The 14,942-nt window shown below is 60.9% G+C and carries 11 protein-coding genes and 1 tRNA gene; 4 read left to right on the top strand and 8 right to left on the bottom strand.

Annotation, left to right across the window (positions count from 1 at the left end):
- The first annotated feature begins 141 nt into the window (after positions 1–141).
- The 3 genes from AC3WTM_RS24040 (at position 142) to AC3WTM_RS24030 (ending at position 2,160) form a co-directional block, all read left to right on the top strand.
- Complete coding sequence (locus AC3WTM_RS24040; RefSeq protein WP_102670265.1) at positions 142–1,461, top strand: OprD family porin; 1,320 nt, start codon at positions 142–144, stop codon at positions 1,459–1,461.
- A gap of 170 nt (positions 1,462–1,631) precedes the next feature.
- Complete coding sequence (locus AC3WTM_RS24035; protein ID WP_102670266.1) at positions 1,632–1,877, top strand: type II toxin-antitoxin system ParD family antitoxin; 246 nt, start codon at positions 1,632–1,634, stop codon at positions 1,875–1,877.
- A complete protein-coding gene (locus AC3WTM_RS24030) occupies positions 1,870–2,160 on the top strand; it encodes a type II toxin-antitoxin system RelE/ParE family toxin (RefSeq protein WP_102670267.1) in 291 nt (96 codons plus the stop codon). Before AC3WTM_RS24035 ends, AC3WTM_RS24030 begins: the two co-directional genes overlap by 8 nt.
- 120 nt (positions 2,161–2,280) lie before the next feature.
- Here the strand turns inward: AC3WTM_RS24030 and AC3WTM_RS24025 are convergent.
- The 7 genes from AC3WTM_RS24025 to fdnG all read right to left on the bottom strand — a co-directional run bounded on the left by AC3WTM_RS24025 (position 2,281) and on the right by fdnG (position 11,375).
- Positions 2,281–2,376, bottom strand: a tRNA-Sec gene (locus AC3WTM_RS24025).
- A gap of 19 nt (positions 2,377–2,395) precedes the next feature.
- The gene (gene selB / locus AC3WTM_RS24020; RefSeq protein WP_102670268.1) at positions 2,396–4,303 is read right to left on the bottom strand and encodes a selenocysteine-specific translation elongation factor; all 1,908 of its coding nucleotides are present in this window, start codon (positions 4,301–4,303) and stop codon (positions 2,396–2,398) included.
- Positions 4,300–5,730, bottom strand: coding sequence for an L-seryl-tRNA(Sec) selenium transferase (selA, locus tag AC3WTM_RS24015; RefSeq protein WP_102670269.1), 1,431 nt, complete (start codon positions 5,728–5,730; stop codon positions 4,300–4,302). The genes selB and selA overlap by 4 nt, the downstream gene beginning before the upstream one ends.
- A 51-nt stretch (positions 5,731–5,781) precedes the next feature.
- A complete protein-coding gene (fdhE, locus tag AC3WTM_RS24010) occupies positions 5,782–6,708 on the bottom strand; it encodes a formate dehydrogenase accessory protein FdhE (protein WP_102670270.1) in 927 nt (308 codons plus the stop codon).
- Between the two features lie 3 nt (positions 6,709–6,711).
- Positions 6,712–7,377, bottom strand: coding sequence for a formate dehydrogenase subunit gamma (locus AC3WTM_RS24005; RefSeq protein ID WP_057714812.1), 666 nt, complete (start codon positions 7,375–7,377; stop codon positions 6,712–6,714).
- Positions 7,374–8,309, bottom strand: a complete 936-nt coding sequence (fdxH, locus tag AC3WTM_RS24000) for a formate dehydrogenase subunit beta (protein WP_057714811.1) — start codon at positions 8,307–8,309, stop codon at positions 7,374–7,376. The genes AC3WTM_RS24005 and fdxH overlap by 4 nt, the downstream gene beginning before the upstream one ends.
- Complete coding sequence (gene fdnG / locus AC3WTM_RS23995; RefSeq protein WP_146023704.1) at positions 8,310–11,375, bottom strand: formate dehydrogenase-N subunit alpha; 3,066 nt, start codon at positions 11,373–11,375, stop codon at positions 8,310–8,312.
- A 290-nt stretch (positions 11,376–11,665) separates the two neighbouring features.
- On the opposite strand from fdnG, the gene AC3WTM_RS23990 reads away from it, so the two are divergent.
- Positions 11,666–12,820, top strand: coding sequence for a MalY/PatB family protein (locus tag AC3WTM_RS23990; RefSeq protein ID WP_102670273.1), 1,155 nt, complete (start codon positions 11,666–11,668; stop codon positions 12,818–12,820).
- A 62-nt stretch (positions 12,821–12,882) separates the two neighbouring features.
- Here AC3WTM_RS23990 and AC3WTM_RS23985 read toward each other — a convergent pair whose 3' ends face one another.
- Positions 12,883–14,799 (bottom strand): hybrid sensor histidine kinase/response regulator, encoded by a 1,917-nt coding sequence (locus AC3WTM_RS23985; RefSeq protein WP_102670274.1) that lies wholly within the window; start codon positions 14,797–14,799, stop codon positions 12,883–12,885.
- Between the last annotated feature and the right edge of the window lie 143 nt (positions 14,800–14,942).

The following is a 14,942-nucleotide window of genomic DNA, read 5'->3' as shown; positions in this document are numbered from 1 at the left end:
CATCAAAGACAGCACACCGACTCAATATTCCCGACCCGATCTACGTAACCATGACCACTTCACTCCCCCCCCGTAAGGACAGGGTCATGGCCATTGCAAAGGCAGCACCTGGCATAACCCTGCCCCTTTGGTGACCCATTGATGATCCTTTCCCTGCAAGACTTCAGGGCGCCTGTTGCCCTGTTTTTCTGCCTGCTGGCCAACCACGCATCGGCCGAGGAATCGGCGCAAGGCACAGAAGGATTTTTCGAGGGCTCGACCTTTGGCGTGCTCAGTCGAAACTTTTATCTGAACAGCGACTATCGATCCCCCTCACCGACCGGAAAAAACTACAAAGCCGAATGGGCTCAAGGTTTTATCAGCGTTTTTGAATCCGGTTTCACGCCGGGCACAGTTGGTTTCGGTCTCGATGCCCATGCTTTTGTTGGATTGAAACTCGACGGTGGCAAAGGCCATTCCGGAACCGGTCTGCTGCCCGTGGGCAGTGATGGTCGCAGCGAAAGCAATTACTCCAGTGGTGGTGGCGCGATCAAGCTCAAGGCATCGAACACCACCCTGGCATTTGGCGAAATGGAGGTCGAATCCCCGGTGTTCGATACCGCGGACAAACGCCTGCAGCCAGAGTACGCCACAGGTTTTCTGCTCAACAGCCGCGAAATCGACGGCATGAACCTGCAAGCCGGTCACTTCACGGCATTCAAGAATCAGGACAGTGCTTCAGGCAAGGGCAACTTTTTCGGTTATGGCGCCAATACCGAGGCCGGCGGCATTTCGTTTGTCGGCGCCGATCTGTTTACTCAAAGCCCGGTTGGCGGCGCCCTGTATGCCTCGGATCTGACGGACACCTGGCATCAGTACTACGGCAACCTGCACTTCAAGCAGTCCGGGGTGTTCCTCGACGCCAACCTCTATCACACCAGGGACACTGGTCAGGCACTGGCCGGTGCCATCGACAACACGGCGTACAGCCTGTCCGGTAAATACGCGCTGGGCGCCCATGGTTTCACTCTGGCCTATCAGAAAGTCAGCAGTGATACGCCATTCGATTTCGTCGGTGGCGATTCCATCTATCTGGCCAACTCGATCAAGTACGCCGACTTCAACGGCGCCCACGAACGCTCCTGGCAGGTTCGTTACGACCTGGACCTGACTGCCTTCGGGATACCCGGCCTGAAGTTCATGACCCGCTACGTCACCGGCGACCAGATCGACGGCACCCATGCACCACAAGGCGGGGCCTACAACCCGTTCGACCCTGCGACCGGAACCTTCGTGCCGCAACAAGGGGATGGCGGCAAGCATTGGGAGCGGGACATTGATTTGAAGTACATCGTCCAAACGGCGGCGGCGAAGGACCTGTCGGTACAGGTGTCACACGTTTCGCATCGGGCCAATGAAGCGCAGGCGGGTGATGACATAGACCGGATATATGTAGTGATTGAGTACCCGCTGGAGTTCTGAGCAAACCACGCGGCAATGTTTGGAATGTATTCAATTGTTGGAGTGGGCTTGCCGCAAAGCTGTAAATTCTGTTCGGATTGGAAGGTTTGCAATAGTGGCCAGGCTGCTCGAAACCGCACCAATAGTATGATAACTTGCACGCAGTCGACCATCTCCGTGGAGGCCCATTCATGGGAACCGTACGAAAAACCATCACCGTGACTGACCAGCAAGACAACTGGATCAAAGCGCAGATAGAAGCGGGCCATTACACCAACGACAGCGAATACATTCGCGATCTGATCCGTCGTGAACAGGAGCGCAGCGCTGAACTCGAAACGATCCGTTCCGCCCTTCGGGAAGGTGAATCCAGCGGAAAGCCTCGCCCATTCGATCCAGTTGCATTCAAACAGAGAATGTTAACCGCGCATGGCTGAATATCGTCTGACGCCTGCCGCAGAGGGTGACCTTGAGGCAATCTGGAGTTATACCGCTCGCCAGTGGGGCCTGGATCAGGCCAATCGCTACATTGATATCCTTACCTCAGCATTTGCGCAATTGGCCGAGCACCCGAAAAAGGCGCCGGCCTGCGACGCTATCCGTCCTGGTTATCGGCGCTGCAGTGTGGAGCGGCACATGATCTATTTTCGAATCACTGCGTACGGTATTGCGATCATCAGGATCCTTCATGATCGGATGGAAGCGCAGCGCAATCTCTGACGATCCATTTCACAACCCCCGTGTAAAAACTGGGCGAAGTGTGTTGCTTCGACCAACTGCCATCGCGAGCAGGCTCGCTCCCACAGGGGATTCAGTTGAGTCAGAACGTGTGGGGTTGATTGGCGGAAGGCAGCCGGAGTCGAACCTGCCCGGGAACGGATGCCGTCCCCAACCGGGTTTGAAGCCCGGCCGCGCCACCGGGCGCGATTGCCTTCCTTGAATGATTGCCTCTGAATCAAAGCTCATTTCGCTGGGCCAGCGCACTGTCCAGGCGAATCTGCCGACGATCACCAAAGCGCCGGGTCAGGCCGACCCGGTCAAAATACTCCAGTATCTGAATGCTGCGTTTGCGCCCCAGGCCCACCGCATCACGAAATACCGCAACCTGAATCACCGGGTTGGTGTCCGCCAGTTGCAACAGCATAGCCGCCAATCGGCCAATCATGCTGTCGGTGTAAAACAGGTCGCGCACCACCTGGTGCATCAAGCCCAGGCGCGCCATTTTGCGTAGCAATGCACGGACGGTTGCTTCGTCATGTCCCAGGTTGCGCACCCAGGGCGGGTCGAATCTGGCCTGTTCGAATAGCGGCTGCAATTGTAGCCACAGGGTTTCGTCCTCTTCGCTCAAGCGCACCTGATGCCCGGGAAGGTGCAACCACGGGCCGCTGCTGGCGATGTCGCCGCTGACCAACAACTCGTCGAGCAGGCTTATAAACGTTGGACGTTCCAGCGTGCTGCCGGTGAATCGACGCAGGCGATCCCGGTCCGGTCCCATCTGATCCGGTTCGAGTTGATGGAAATGCGCGAGCTGATCCACTAAGTGCGCTTTCAAGGCTTCCCAGCGACTTGCACTGAACAGCAACGGGCCTTGACGGGTATCGATCAGGCGCACGTCCGCGGGCAACACCCAACTGCTGCGCGGTCGATTGAACTGCCGCTCCAGGCGCTGCGGATCGAGTCCGGTGTCGCTGTGGGCCAGCAACGTCGGCAAAACATCTTCCAGGCCGGCACTGTTCGCCAGTGCACTCAGTTGCGCCAGACGTTCGGGGCTGCGGCGTTGCCGATCCGGGGCAAACGGATCGAGCACCCGGCCGCCGCCCAAGGTTCGTTGGGCACTCTGGTCACGCAGGATCAGCGGATCCCCCTTCACTGTATGCACCGCTGTGTTGAGCAGCAGTTGCGCAAACATCCGTCCACCGGGTGCCAGGCTGGTGCCTTCCAGCAAGGCGACGCGCCCGGTCACGTCCTGGGTGCCGAGGTGCACGTGCACCGGTTGAAAGTGTTCGAGAGCCCGGGGCTCGCTGGCGAGCAGTTGCATGTCGATGTCCAGGCGCCGGGTGGGCGCATACAGGCCTTCGGCGAGTAACCAGTGGCCGCGATGAATGTGTTCCAGTGCCAGCCGTTCGGCATTCAGGTTCAAGGCCACGCGCTGGCCAGCGAAAGCGTGGTCGGTGGCCTGGTTTTGCGCGTGCAGGCCGCGAATGCGCACCGGTTTGCCCTGTGGCCCCCACAGCAGGGTATCGCCCACCGCGACCTGGCCGGATAGCGCCGTGCCGGTCACCACGATACCGGCCCCGGCCACGCTGAAAGCCCGATCGATCGCCAGGCGAAAACCGCCTTCGGTGCTGCGCTGCTGTACTTCACGCTGGGCCTGCAGCAATTGTTGGCGCAGGGTTTCGATGCCCTCGCCGGTCACGCTCGACAGCGTAATCAGCGGCGCATCGGCATACGCTCCGGGCGCCAGCAAGGTACGCACCTGCTCACGTACGATCTGCACCCGGGCGCTGTCGACCCGGTCGCATTTACTGATCGCCACCAGTGCCCGGGGGATGCCCAGCAACTGGACAATCGCCAAGTGCTCGCGGGTCTGCGGCATCACCCCGTCATCGGCAGCTACCACCAGCAACACCAGATCGATGCCCTGCGCTCCGGCCAGCATGTTGTGGGTGAAGCGCTCATGGCCGGGAACGTCGATGAATCCGGTCAGCTGCGCATCCGCCTCCAGCTCGGCATACAGGTAGCCAAGGTCGATGGTCATGCCGCGCTCACGCTCTTCGCGGCGCCGGTCACCCGCCTGACCGGTCAGCGCCTGGAGCAGCGCCGTCTTGCCATGGTCGATGTGCCCTGCGGTGCCGACAATCACCCTGCCCGACCCTCCACGTGTAATTGTTCGAGTTGCACCAGCCATGCCGGCTCGTCGTCCAGCTGCCGCAGGTCCAGCCAAAGGGCGTCATCGTCGATGCGCCCCAGGACCGCAATCGGCAAGTCGCGAAAGGCTTCTTCCAGCGTCAACAGCGAGCGACCGCGCAAGCGCTTGGACGTCAGCGGGCGCAGACACAGCGCTGCGCTGGCCAGCCTCGCCACCGGTTGGCTGCCGCTGCCGATCATGCCCAGTGCCGGCATGGCACTGACGCTCCAGCCATCACCCAGCACGTGGGCAAGCGCCGGCCGCAAACGCTCGGCCTGGGCGAGAATCTCGGCCTGTGGCCGGGTCAACAGGCGCAGGCTCGGCAAACGCTCGGCCAGTCGGTCCGGGTTTCGGTACAAACCCAGCACCGCTTCCAGGGCCGCCAGGGTCATTTTGTCGACCCGCAGTGCCCGTTTGAGCGGGTTTTTCTTGATCCTGGCGATCAATTCCTTGCGGCCGACAATCAACCCGGCCTGTGGTCCGCCGAGCAGTTTGTCGCCACTGAAGGTGACGATGTCCGCGCCATCGAGCAGGGCCTGACGCACCGTCGGCTCTGCCGGCAAGCCCCAGCGGGTCAAGTCCAGCAGACTGCCGCTACCGAGGTCTTCGAGCAACGGCAGTCCATGTTGGTGGGCAATTTGCGCCAGTTCAGTCGTCGCCACACTCGTGGTGAAGCCTTGAATGCTGTAGTTGCTTGCATGCACGCGCATGATCAAGCCGCTGCGCGGGCCGATGGCAGTCTCGTAGTCGCGGGCATGGGTGCGGTTGGTAGTGCCGACCTCAACCAGCTTCACCCCGGCGCGGGCCATGATGTCGGGAATGCGGAAGGCACCGCCGATTTCAATGAGTTCGCCCCGGGAGATAATCCCTTCCTTGCGCGCGCCCAGGCTGTTGAGGGTCAAGAGCACCGCTGCGGCATTGTTGTTGACCACGGTCACCGCTTCGGCGCCGGTCAATTCGCGGATCAAGCCTTCGATCAGGTCGTCGCGATCTCCGCGCTTGCCGCTGCGCAGGTCGAATTCGAGGTTGAGCGGATAGCGCGCGGCCATTTGCACCGCCTCAATCGCTTCCTCGGGCAATAGCGCCCGGCCGAGATTGGTGTGCAAAACCGTGCCGGTGAGGTTGAACACCCGACGCACATGGCTGCGATGTTCGGTTGCCAACCGCTCGCCGACCCTGCCCGCCAGCACGTCGGCGCTGACTTCCACAGATTCGAGCAAACCCTCCCGTACGCCTTCGCGCAGTTCATCGAGCAATAGTCGCAAGGCGCCCAGCAAGGCATCGCGTCCATAGCGCTCGGCCAACGGCCGGCACGCCGGATGACGCAACAAACTGTCGATGGAAGGTAAACGCAGGGGTTGGCTGGCACTGCGTGCAGACATCTGGTGCTCCTGAAAACGAATGACCCTCGCGCCAGAGTGTAGACGCTGCGGTTACTCGTCTCCCGGCGCCAGCAACAGATTGGGTGCCAGACGCTGATAACCGTCCTGGGTCAGGCGCATGTCGAGCATCAGGCTGGACAGGTCTGCCGACAACGCTTCGGCGTCCGCATCGTTCTCCAGATAGAGCAACTTCAGATAACTGTTGCAACCGGGGCAGACTTCGGCGCGCAACGGCGCCTGGTTGGCGGCATGGCGATCATCTTCAAGGCTGAGGTATTCCAGGCCCTTGCTCTGTTCGCAATACACGCATTTGACCCGCACCACATGCCACTCGCAGGCACACAGCGAACAGACCAGGTAACGCAAGCCGTTGTGCTTGCCGCGATGACGGATGACCCCGGCCATGGCCGGCGAGCCGCAGGCCGGGCACTGGCTGAGGCTGTCGCCGGGAGTTAGCGCAAGGTTCGGCGTACTCAACAGCCAGTGGCTCCAGGCTGTTTGAAGCGCCGCACCGAGAAACGGCACCAGCGCCGCCGGCACCAGCGAATACTGGCCACTGACCAGCGCCACCGCCCAGGCGCGACGTTGTCCGGCATCGGCCAGGCGCAAGGTGTCCACGGCATCGGCCACGGCGGATTGTGACGGTGCGCTATAGCTCTGCAGCAAGGCATCGAGGTAGGGCTGCCAATCGTCTTCGCGCGCCAGGCTGTCGGCCGCGAACGGCGGCAAGCCGTGTTGCTGGCACAACTCGATGCGTTGTCGGTCAAGGGGGTCGCTTGGCGGCGGGTCGTCCAGCACCTGTTGCTGCACCCGGCACAACCCGGCGATCAGGCGCAGGTAATCGGCCATCGGGTGCCCTTCGGCCAGCGTTTCCAGGCGCTGGCCACGCAGGCTGAACAGGTTATGCGGTGGCATGTACAGAAACGGCGGCGAACTGGCCGCCGCTTCGATTTCTCCGGGTTCAAGGATGGTTGGCAAATGTCAGCCCTTTTTGGTGATCGGTCGTTTGGGCGCTTCGCCGCGGGTCTCATCTTGAGTCACTTGGCGATACCAGAGTTCGTGGTGTTTCCTGGCCCAGCCGCGGCTGACCCTGCCGTGCAACATGGCGCTGACCGAACCCTTGATCCAGATGCCGGCGTAGATGTGCACGATGATGCTCAGGATCAGCACGAAACCGGCCAGCGCATGCAGCAACATCGCCCAGCGTATGGTGGTGATGCCGAAATACTCGCTGAAGTACGCACGCCAGATCACCAGCCCGCTGAACAACAGCACCAGCATGCACAGCAGTAAAGTCCAGAACAGCAGCTTTTGCCCGGGGTTGTATTTGCCGATGGGCGGGACGCCCTCCTCTTCATTTTTCATCACCCGGTCGATGCGCCTCAGCCACAGGCGATCATTGGCGATGAAGTAGTTGGCGCGCCAGAAGCGAAACACCAGGCCGAGGAACAGTACGAACATCAGCACGCCCATGAACGGGTGCAGGATGCGTGTCCATGGTCCGCCGCCGAACAGGTTGCTCAGCCAGAACAATGCCGGGTGGAACAGCGCCAGCCCGGACAACCCGGCCATGAGGAACAGAATCGCCACCAGCCAGTGATTGGTGCGCTGGTTGCTGGTGTAGCGCAGGATCGTCTTGTCGCTCATGGCCTGCCCTCCCCTCGGGGATCGAAGGTGTGCACCGATGGATCGACTTCGTGCACGGCGTTGTCCGGCGGCTCCGGATGCTCATCCTCTTCGACGATTTGCGGACCGACGCGCACGTAGTGGAAGAACCCGGCCAGCACCGCCGCGCCCATGGCCAACAGTGCCAGGGGTTTGCTGATGCCCTTCCACAGACCTACCAACGGACTGATCGCCGGGTGATCGGGCAAGCCGGCGTACAGTCTTGGCGTATCGGCGTGGTGCAACACGTACATCACGTGGGTACCGCCAACGCCTTCGGGGTCGTACAGGCCGGCATTTTCAAAACCCCGGCTCTTGAGGTCGACGATACGCTCGGCCGCATGTTCCTTCATGTCGTCCTTGGAGCCGAACACGATGGCACCGGTCGGGCAGGTTTTCACGCAGGCCGGCTCCAGCCCTACCGCCACCCGGTCAGAGCACAAGGTGCATTTGTAGGCCTTGTGATCCTTTTGCGAGATCCGTGGAATGTTGAACGGACACCCGGTGATGCAATAGCCGCAACCGATGCAATGATCCTGATCGAAATCGACGATGCCATTGGCGTGCTTGATGATCGCCCCCGGGCTGGGGCATGCCGCCAGGCAGCCGGGCTCGGCGCAATGCATGCAGCCGTCCTTGCGAATCAGCCATTCCAGGTTGCCGGCGTCGGTCTCGTGCTCGGTGAAACGCATCAAAGTCCAGGTTTCTGCGGTGAGATCCTGCGGATTGTCGTAGGTGCCATGGTTATGGCCGACCTCGTCACGCAATTCGTTCCACTCCGAGCAGGCGACCTGGCAGGCCTTGCAGCCGATGCATTTGGTGGTGTCGATCAGCTTGGCGACTTCCTCCATGCCGCGCACCGAGGGCGCAGGTGTGGTGGTGGCCGAGCGGGCAATGATGTCTTGGCTGGCCATTTAGACTTTCTCCACGTTGACCAGGAATGACTTGGATTCCGGGGTCTGAGTGTTGCCATCGCCGAGGAACGGCACCAGGGTGTTGGTCAGGTAACCGTGGCGCGTAAGACCGGTGAAGCCCCAGTGCAACGGAATGCCGATCTGGTGCACCACCTGATTGTTGACCTGCAGCGGACGAATCCGTTTGGTCACCACCGCTACCGCTTCAATGAAGCCCCGCTTGCTGCTGACCCTTACCCGGTCGCCGGCGACGATGCCTTTTTCCTTGGCCAGCACTTCGCCGATTTCCACGAACTGCTCCGGTTGGGTAATCGAGTTGAGCTTGCAATGCTTGCTCCAGAAGTGGAAATGCTCGGTCAGCCGGTAACTGGTCGCGGCGTACGGGTAATCCTTGGCCACGCCGAGGGAATCCCACACCGAATCGAAGATCCGCGCCGCCGGGTTGCTGGTGGCTTTCTTGTTTTGCGGGTGCAGCGGGTTGATGCCGATCGGCGTCTCGAACGGCTCGTAGTGCTCGGGGAACGGGCCTTCGTTCATCTTGTCGACGGCGAAGAATCGCGCCACGCCCTCGGGGTTCATGATGAAAGGATTCATCCCCGCTTCCGGCGGCACATCGGCCTTGTAGTCCGGCACATCGGTGCCGGCCCAGGCTTTGCCGTTCCACCACACCAGGCGTTTTTTCGGATCCCACGGCTTGCCTTGCAGGTCCGCCGAAGCGCGGTTGTAGAGAATCCGCCGGTTGGCCGGCCAGGCCCAGGCCCAGCCTTGATGCTGGTGCATGCCGTACGGGTCGTTGTTGTCGCGCCGCGCCATCTGGTTGCCGAGTTCAGTCCAGCTGCCACAGAAAATCCAGCAACCGGACGCCGTGCTGCCGTCATCCTTGAGCTGGCCGAACCCGGCCAGTTGCGCATTGGCCTTGATCGCCGCGCCCGTCGCGTCGGTGAAGTCCGTGGTGGCGGAGCCGTTGATTTCCTTGGCCAGTTCTTCCGGCGAAGGTTCCTCGGGGATCTTGTACGGCCACGACAGTTTGAGCATCGGGTCGGGGTATTTGCCGCCATTGGCCTGGTAGCGCTGGCGCAAACGCAGGAACAGCTCACTCATGATCCGTACGTCGGTACGCGCTTCGCCGGGGCCATCCGCGCCCTTCCAGTGCCATTGCAACCAGCGACTGCTGTTGACCAGCGAGCCGTCCTCCTCGGCAAAACAGGTGGTGGGCAGGCGAATGACTTCGGTCTGGATGTCGGCGCTGTTCACGTCGTTATACGGCCCGACCTTTTGCCAGAACTCCGAGGTCTCGGTGGCCAGCGGATCCATCACCACCAGCCATTTCAGCTTGGCCAGAGCCGCCATCACCCGGTTCTTGTCGGGCAATGCGGCAATGGGGTTGAAGCCCTGGCACATGTAGCCGTTGACCTTGCCCTGCCCCATCAGGTCGAACACCTTGAGGATGTCATATTGGGGAATGTCCAGTTTCGGCAGGTAGTCGTAGGCCCAGTTGTTCTCGGCCGTGGCGTTGGCGCCGTACCAGGCTTTCATCAGGCTGACGTGGAATTTGCCGTAGTTCTGCCAGTAGGACAGTTGCCCCGGGCGCAAGGGTTTTTGCGTGCGCTTGGCGATGTAGGCGTTGTAATCCTGCTCGGCATCGCCGGGTAACGTGAGGTAGCCCGGCAGTGAGTTGGACAACAGGCCCAGATCGGTCAGCCCCTGGATGTTGGAGTGCCCGCGCAAGGCGTTCACGCCGCCGCCCGGCATGCCGACGTTGCCCAGCAGCAGTTGCACCATCGCCGCGCTGCGGATCATCTGCGCGCCAATCGAGTGCTGGGTCCAGCCAAGGGCATAGAGGATGGTCATGGTCTTGCCCGGTATCGAGCAAGTGGCGATCTCCTCCCAGATTTTCTGCATGGCATCGACCGGCATGCCGCAGATCTGGCTCGCCAGTTCCTTGGTGTAACGGCTGTAATGCTGCTTCATCAACTGATAGACGCAGCGTGGGTCCTGCAGGGTCGGGTCGACTTTGGCAAAACCGTCTTCACCGAGTTCATAGCCCCAGCCGGACTTGTCGGTGTAAAGGCGCTTGGCCGCGTCGTAGCCGCTGAAGATCCCGTCCTCGAAGCCATAGCCGGCTTTGACGATGAACGACACGTCGGTGTAGTTGCGCACGTATTCGTGCTGGATCTTGTCCTCGGTCAGCAGGTAATTGATCAGCCCGCCCATGAAGGCAATGTCGGTGCCGGTGCGAATCGGCGCGTAATAGTCGGCCACCGAGGCGGTCCGGGTAAAACGCGGGTCGACCACGATCAGCCGCGCCTTGTTATGCGCCTTGGCTTCGGTCACCCATTTGAAGCCGCACGGATGCGCTTCTGCTGCGTTGCCACCCATCACCAGGACCAGATTCGCGTTGGCGATATCGGTCCAGGTATTGGTCATGGCACCACGGCCGTACGTCGGGGCAAGACTTGCCACCGTCGGGCCGTGTCAGACACGCGCCTGGTTATCGAACCCCAGCATGCCGAGACTGCGCACCACTTTGTGGGTGATGTAGCCGGCTTCGTTGGACGCCGCCGATGCCGCGAGGAAACCGGTGGTCAGCCAGCGGTTCACCGTTTGGCCCTGGGCGTTCTTCTCGATGAAGTTGACGTCGCGGTCGGCCTTCATCAGGTCGGCGACGCGATCAAGGGCTTCATCCCAGGAGATGCGGGTCCATTCGGTGCTGCCGGGTTTACGCACCTGCGGGTATTGCAGGCGGCCGGGGCTGTGAATGAAGTCCAGCAGGCCTGCGCCTTTAGGGCAAAGGGTGCCTCGGTTGACCGGGTGGTCGGCGTCACCTTCGATGTGGATGATGTTTTGCGCGACATTCTTCGCCGTATCGCCCTGGCTGTACATGATCAAGCCGCAACCGACCGAGCAATACGGGCAGGTGTTGCGGGTTTCATGGGTGTGGGCGAGCTTGAAGTGACGCACCTGTTCGGCAAAGGCAAGCGTCGGGGCCATGCCCAACGCACCCAGGCTAGAGCCTGCAAGGCCGATACCGGCGACCTTGAAGAACTGACGACGGCTGAGATCCATCGTGCACTCCTGATCAGGTGGAACCCGGTACATGGCCGGGCTTTTTTGAACAACCACGGTAGCGGCAGTCAGGCTGCCGACATTTGAACTTTAGTCAATGCTGTCGAAATCACCATGACAGCCGACCGTCGGCCCTCCAGACATAACCCCCTCTGTAGGAGCGAGCTTGCTCGCGATGGTGTACCAGCTGAGTGAGTGTCGACTGACACTCCATCGCGAGCAAGCTCGCTCCTACAGGGGGTTGGCGATTATCATGGCGCCATAACCAATCTGCCGTTACGAGACCCCACATGACTTTCGATTTTGATCAGGTGTTCGACCGCCACAACACCGGCAGCACCAAGTGGAGCCGCTACCCCGCCGATGTGTTGCCGATGTGGGTCGCCGACATGGATTTCGCCGCGCCGCCGATGATCATCCAGGCCCTGCAAAAACGACTGGAACACCCGATGGTCGGCTACAGCGTGGCCCAGGATGACCTGCGCGAGGCAATCGTTGCCGACCTCTGGAACAAATACGCCTGGCGCGTCGAGCCCCAGGAGCTGATTTTCCTGCCGGGCGTCGAGTCCGGCTTCAACATGGCACTGAAGGCACTGGTGCAGGCGCCACAGAATGTCGTTGTGCAGGTGCCGAACTACCCACCGCTGCGTCATGCGCCCGGGCATTGGGGGCTGAACAAGGTCGAACTGAATTTCGATGCGCAAGCCGACGGCACCTACACCACGCCGCTGGATACCCTGAACCAGTCGCTACAAGGTGGTGGCGCACTGCTGCTGAGCAACCCGCATAACCCGCTGGGCAAGGCCTTTCCCCGCGCAGAGCTGCAAGCCATTGCCGATATTTGCCTTGAGCATGATGCCTGGATCATTTCCGACGAGATCCACGCCGAGTTGTGCTTCGACGGTCGCCAGCACATTCCGATGGCGACCCTGAGCCCTCAGGTCGCTCAGCGCACCATCACCTTGATGTCGGCGAGCAAGGCCTACAACATTGCCGGCCTGAAGACCTCGTTCATGATCATCCAGGACCGCCACCTTCGTGAGAAGGTCAATCACGCCCGTTGCGGCATGGTCGACAGCGTCAATCCGCTGGGCATGGAAGCCACCCGCATCGCCTACAGCGAAGCCGCACCATGGCTTGCCGAGCTGAAGGTCTACCTGCAAGGTAACCGGGATTACCTGGCCGAGGCCGTACACACCCGCCTGCCGGGCATCACCATGAACCTGCCGCAAAGCACCTACCTGGCGTGGCTCGACTGCACGGCACTGGGGCTGGACGACCCGCAGCAGTTTTTCCTCGAACAGGCCAAGGTGGGTTTGAGTGCCGGTCTGGACTTCGGCGATGGCTGCAAGCAGTTCGTTCGCCTGAACTTCGGCTGCCCAAGGTCGCTGCTGGAGGAAGGCATAGCGCGGATGGAGCGCAGTTTGCGCCATCTCAAGGCCTGATATCCGCCTGTAGGGGCGAGCAAGCTCGCTCCTACAAATACAGGGCAATCTGGTCCGCCGCGTCACTTCATCGCCAAGGCAATGACTTCCACCAGGTTGAGCTGGGTAAAGGGTTTCGACAAACGAGGTAGGCGCGCGGCAATGCCTTCCAGCCGTTCGGCAAAACCGGTGGCGAGGATGATCGGCACGCTCGGCCGCATGAGCCTGATGGCGTTGGCCAGTTGCGCGCCACTCATCTGTGGCATGGCCATGTCGGTGATCACCAAATCGATATCCGGCTCACTGCCGAACAGCTCCAGCGCCCTGGCTCCGCAAGCCGCACTGATGACCCGGTGCCCGAGGTCCTCGAGCAGCAGACTGGTGCTGGTCAACACCAGACTGTCATCGTCCACCACCAGTACGCACAGGCGGGGCACTTCCACGGTCTGCGTTTGCGCTACAGGCTCAACCACCGAACCCCGGGTGGCAACCGGCAACCACAACTCGGCCGTCGTACCCTGATCCTTGTTGCTTTTGAGGATGAAGCGCCCACCCAATTGCTCGATAAAACCGTGAACCATCGATAACCCCAGGCCCGTACCTTTACCGACGCCCTTGGTGGTAAAAAAGGGGTCCATCGCCGAGGCCAGCGTGGTTTCATCCATGCCCTCGCCGGTATCGGCAATGTTCAGGCAGACATAACGCCCCGCGGCCAGGGATGAGGCGCCGCCGGTGACCTCCTCGGTCCTGGCACTGAAGTTGATGGTCCCGCCGTGGGGCATGGCGTCGCGGGCGTTGGTCGCCAGGTTCAGTACGGCCAGTTCCAGTTGATTGATGTCCGCCATCACCGGTTCAAGATCCCCGGGAAAGCGTGTTTCGACTTTCACCGAAGGCCCCAGGGAGCTGCGCAATAGCCCGGAAATGCCTTCCACCAACGCCGGTATCCGCACAGGTTCCGACTTGAGCTCCTGGCGTCTGGCAAACGCCAGCATGCGCTGGGTCAGGGATACACCGCGCAAGGCACCTTGGGTGGCGTTGTCGATCAGGCGGGTTATTTTGGGGTCATCCGTCACCCGTTTGCGCACAATTTCCAGATTGCCGAGGATCACCGTCAGCAGGTTGTTGAAGTCGTGGGCGATCCCGCCACTGAGCTGGCCGATGGCCTGCATTTTCTGCGCCTGAAACAAGGCCTCACGGGTTTGTTCCAGCGCCTGCTGCGCCTGGGTGACTTCAGTGATGTCCCGGGTGATCTTGGCAAAACCGAGCAATGTGCCGGTGTCGCCCCAGATCGGGTCGACGATGACATGGGCGAGAAACCGCGTACCATCCTTGCGCACCCGCCAGCCCTTGTTTTCAAAGCGCCCTTCACGAACGGCGATATCCAGCGTCCGTTGTGGCTCGCAGGCATCGCGATCTTCCGGGGTGTAGAACATCGAAAAATGCTGGCCAATGACCTCTTCCGGCGAGTAACCCTTGATGCGTTGGGCGCCGGGGTTCCAGTTGCTCACCCGGCCGTCCGGGGAAAGCATGTAGATCGCATAGTCGGTAACGCTCTGCACCAGCAGGCGAAACTGCTGCTCGCTTTGCTTGAGGACTTCCTCGGCCATTTTGCGATCGGTCAGGTCCCGGGTGATCTTGGCGAAGCCGAGCAACGTACCCGACGGGTCGAAGATCGGATCAATGACCACATGAGACCAAAAATGTGTGCCGTCCTTGCGCACCCGCCAGCCTTCGCCCTCGAAACGTCCTTCACGAATCGCCGTGTCGAGTGCCCGCTGGGGCAAGCCGGCACGGCGATCGTCATCGGTGTAGAAGCGCGAGAAATGCTGACCCAGGATCTCGGCCTCCTCGTAGCCCTTGAAACGCCTGGCGCCAGCGTTCCAGCTGGTAATAATGCCGTCGGGATCAATCATGTAGATCGCATAGTCGATCACTGCATCGATCAACAGGCGAAAGCGCTTGTCCTCAACGGTATTGGGCCTGTTTCGATCCTCACTCATTGAGTTCTCGCGTCATGATTGTTTTTCTGGAGTATGAGACAAACTGCCAATTTGGAAAGTCATGACTCCGGCGGTTTGCTTCATAGCCTGCAATCCCGGCTTAGCGATACACGTATTAGGTGATATGGGAGTAAAGGTCGTTG

The sequence above is a fragment of the Pseudomonas sp. EU05-FHT14B02 genome, assembly GCF_058791055.1.
This window is presented reverse-complemented; position numbering and strand designations above follow the sequence as displayed.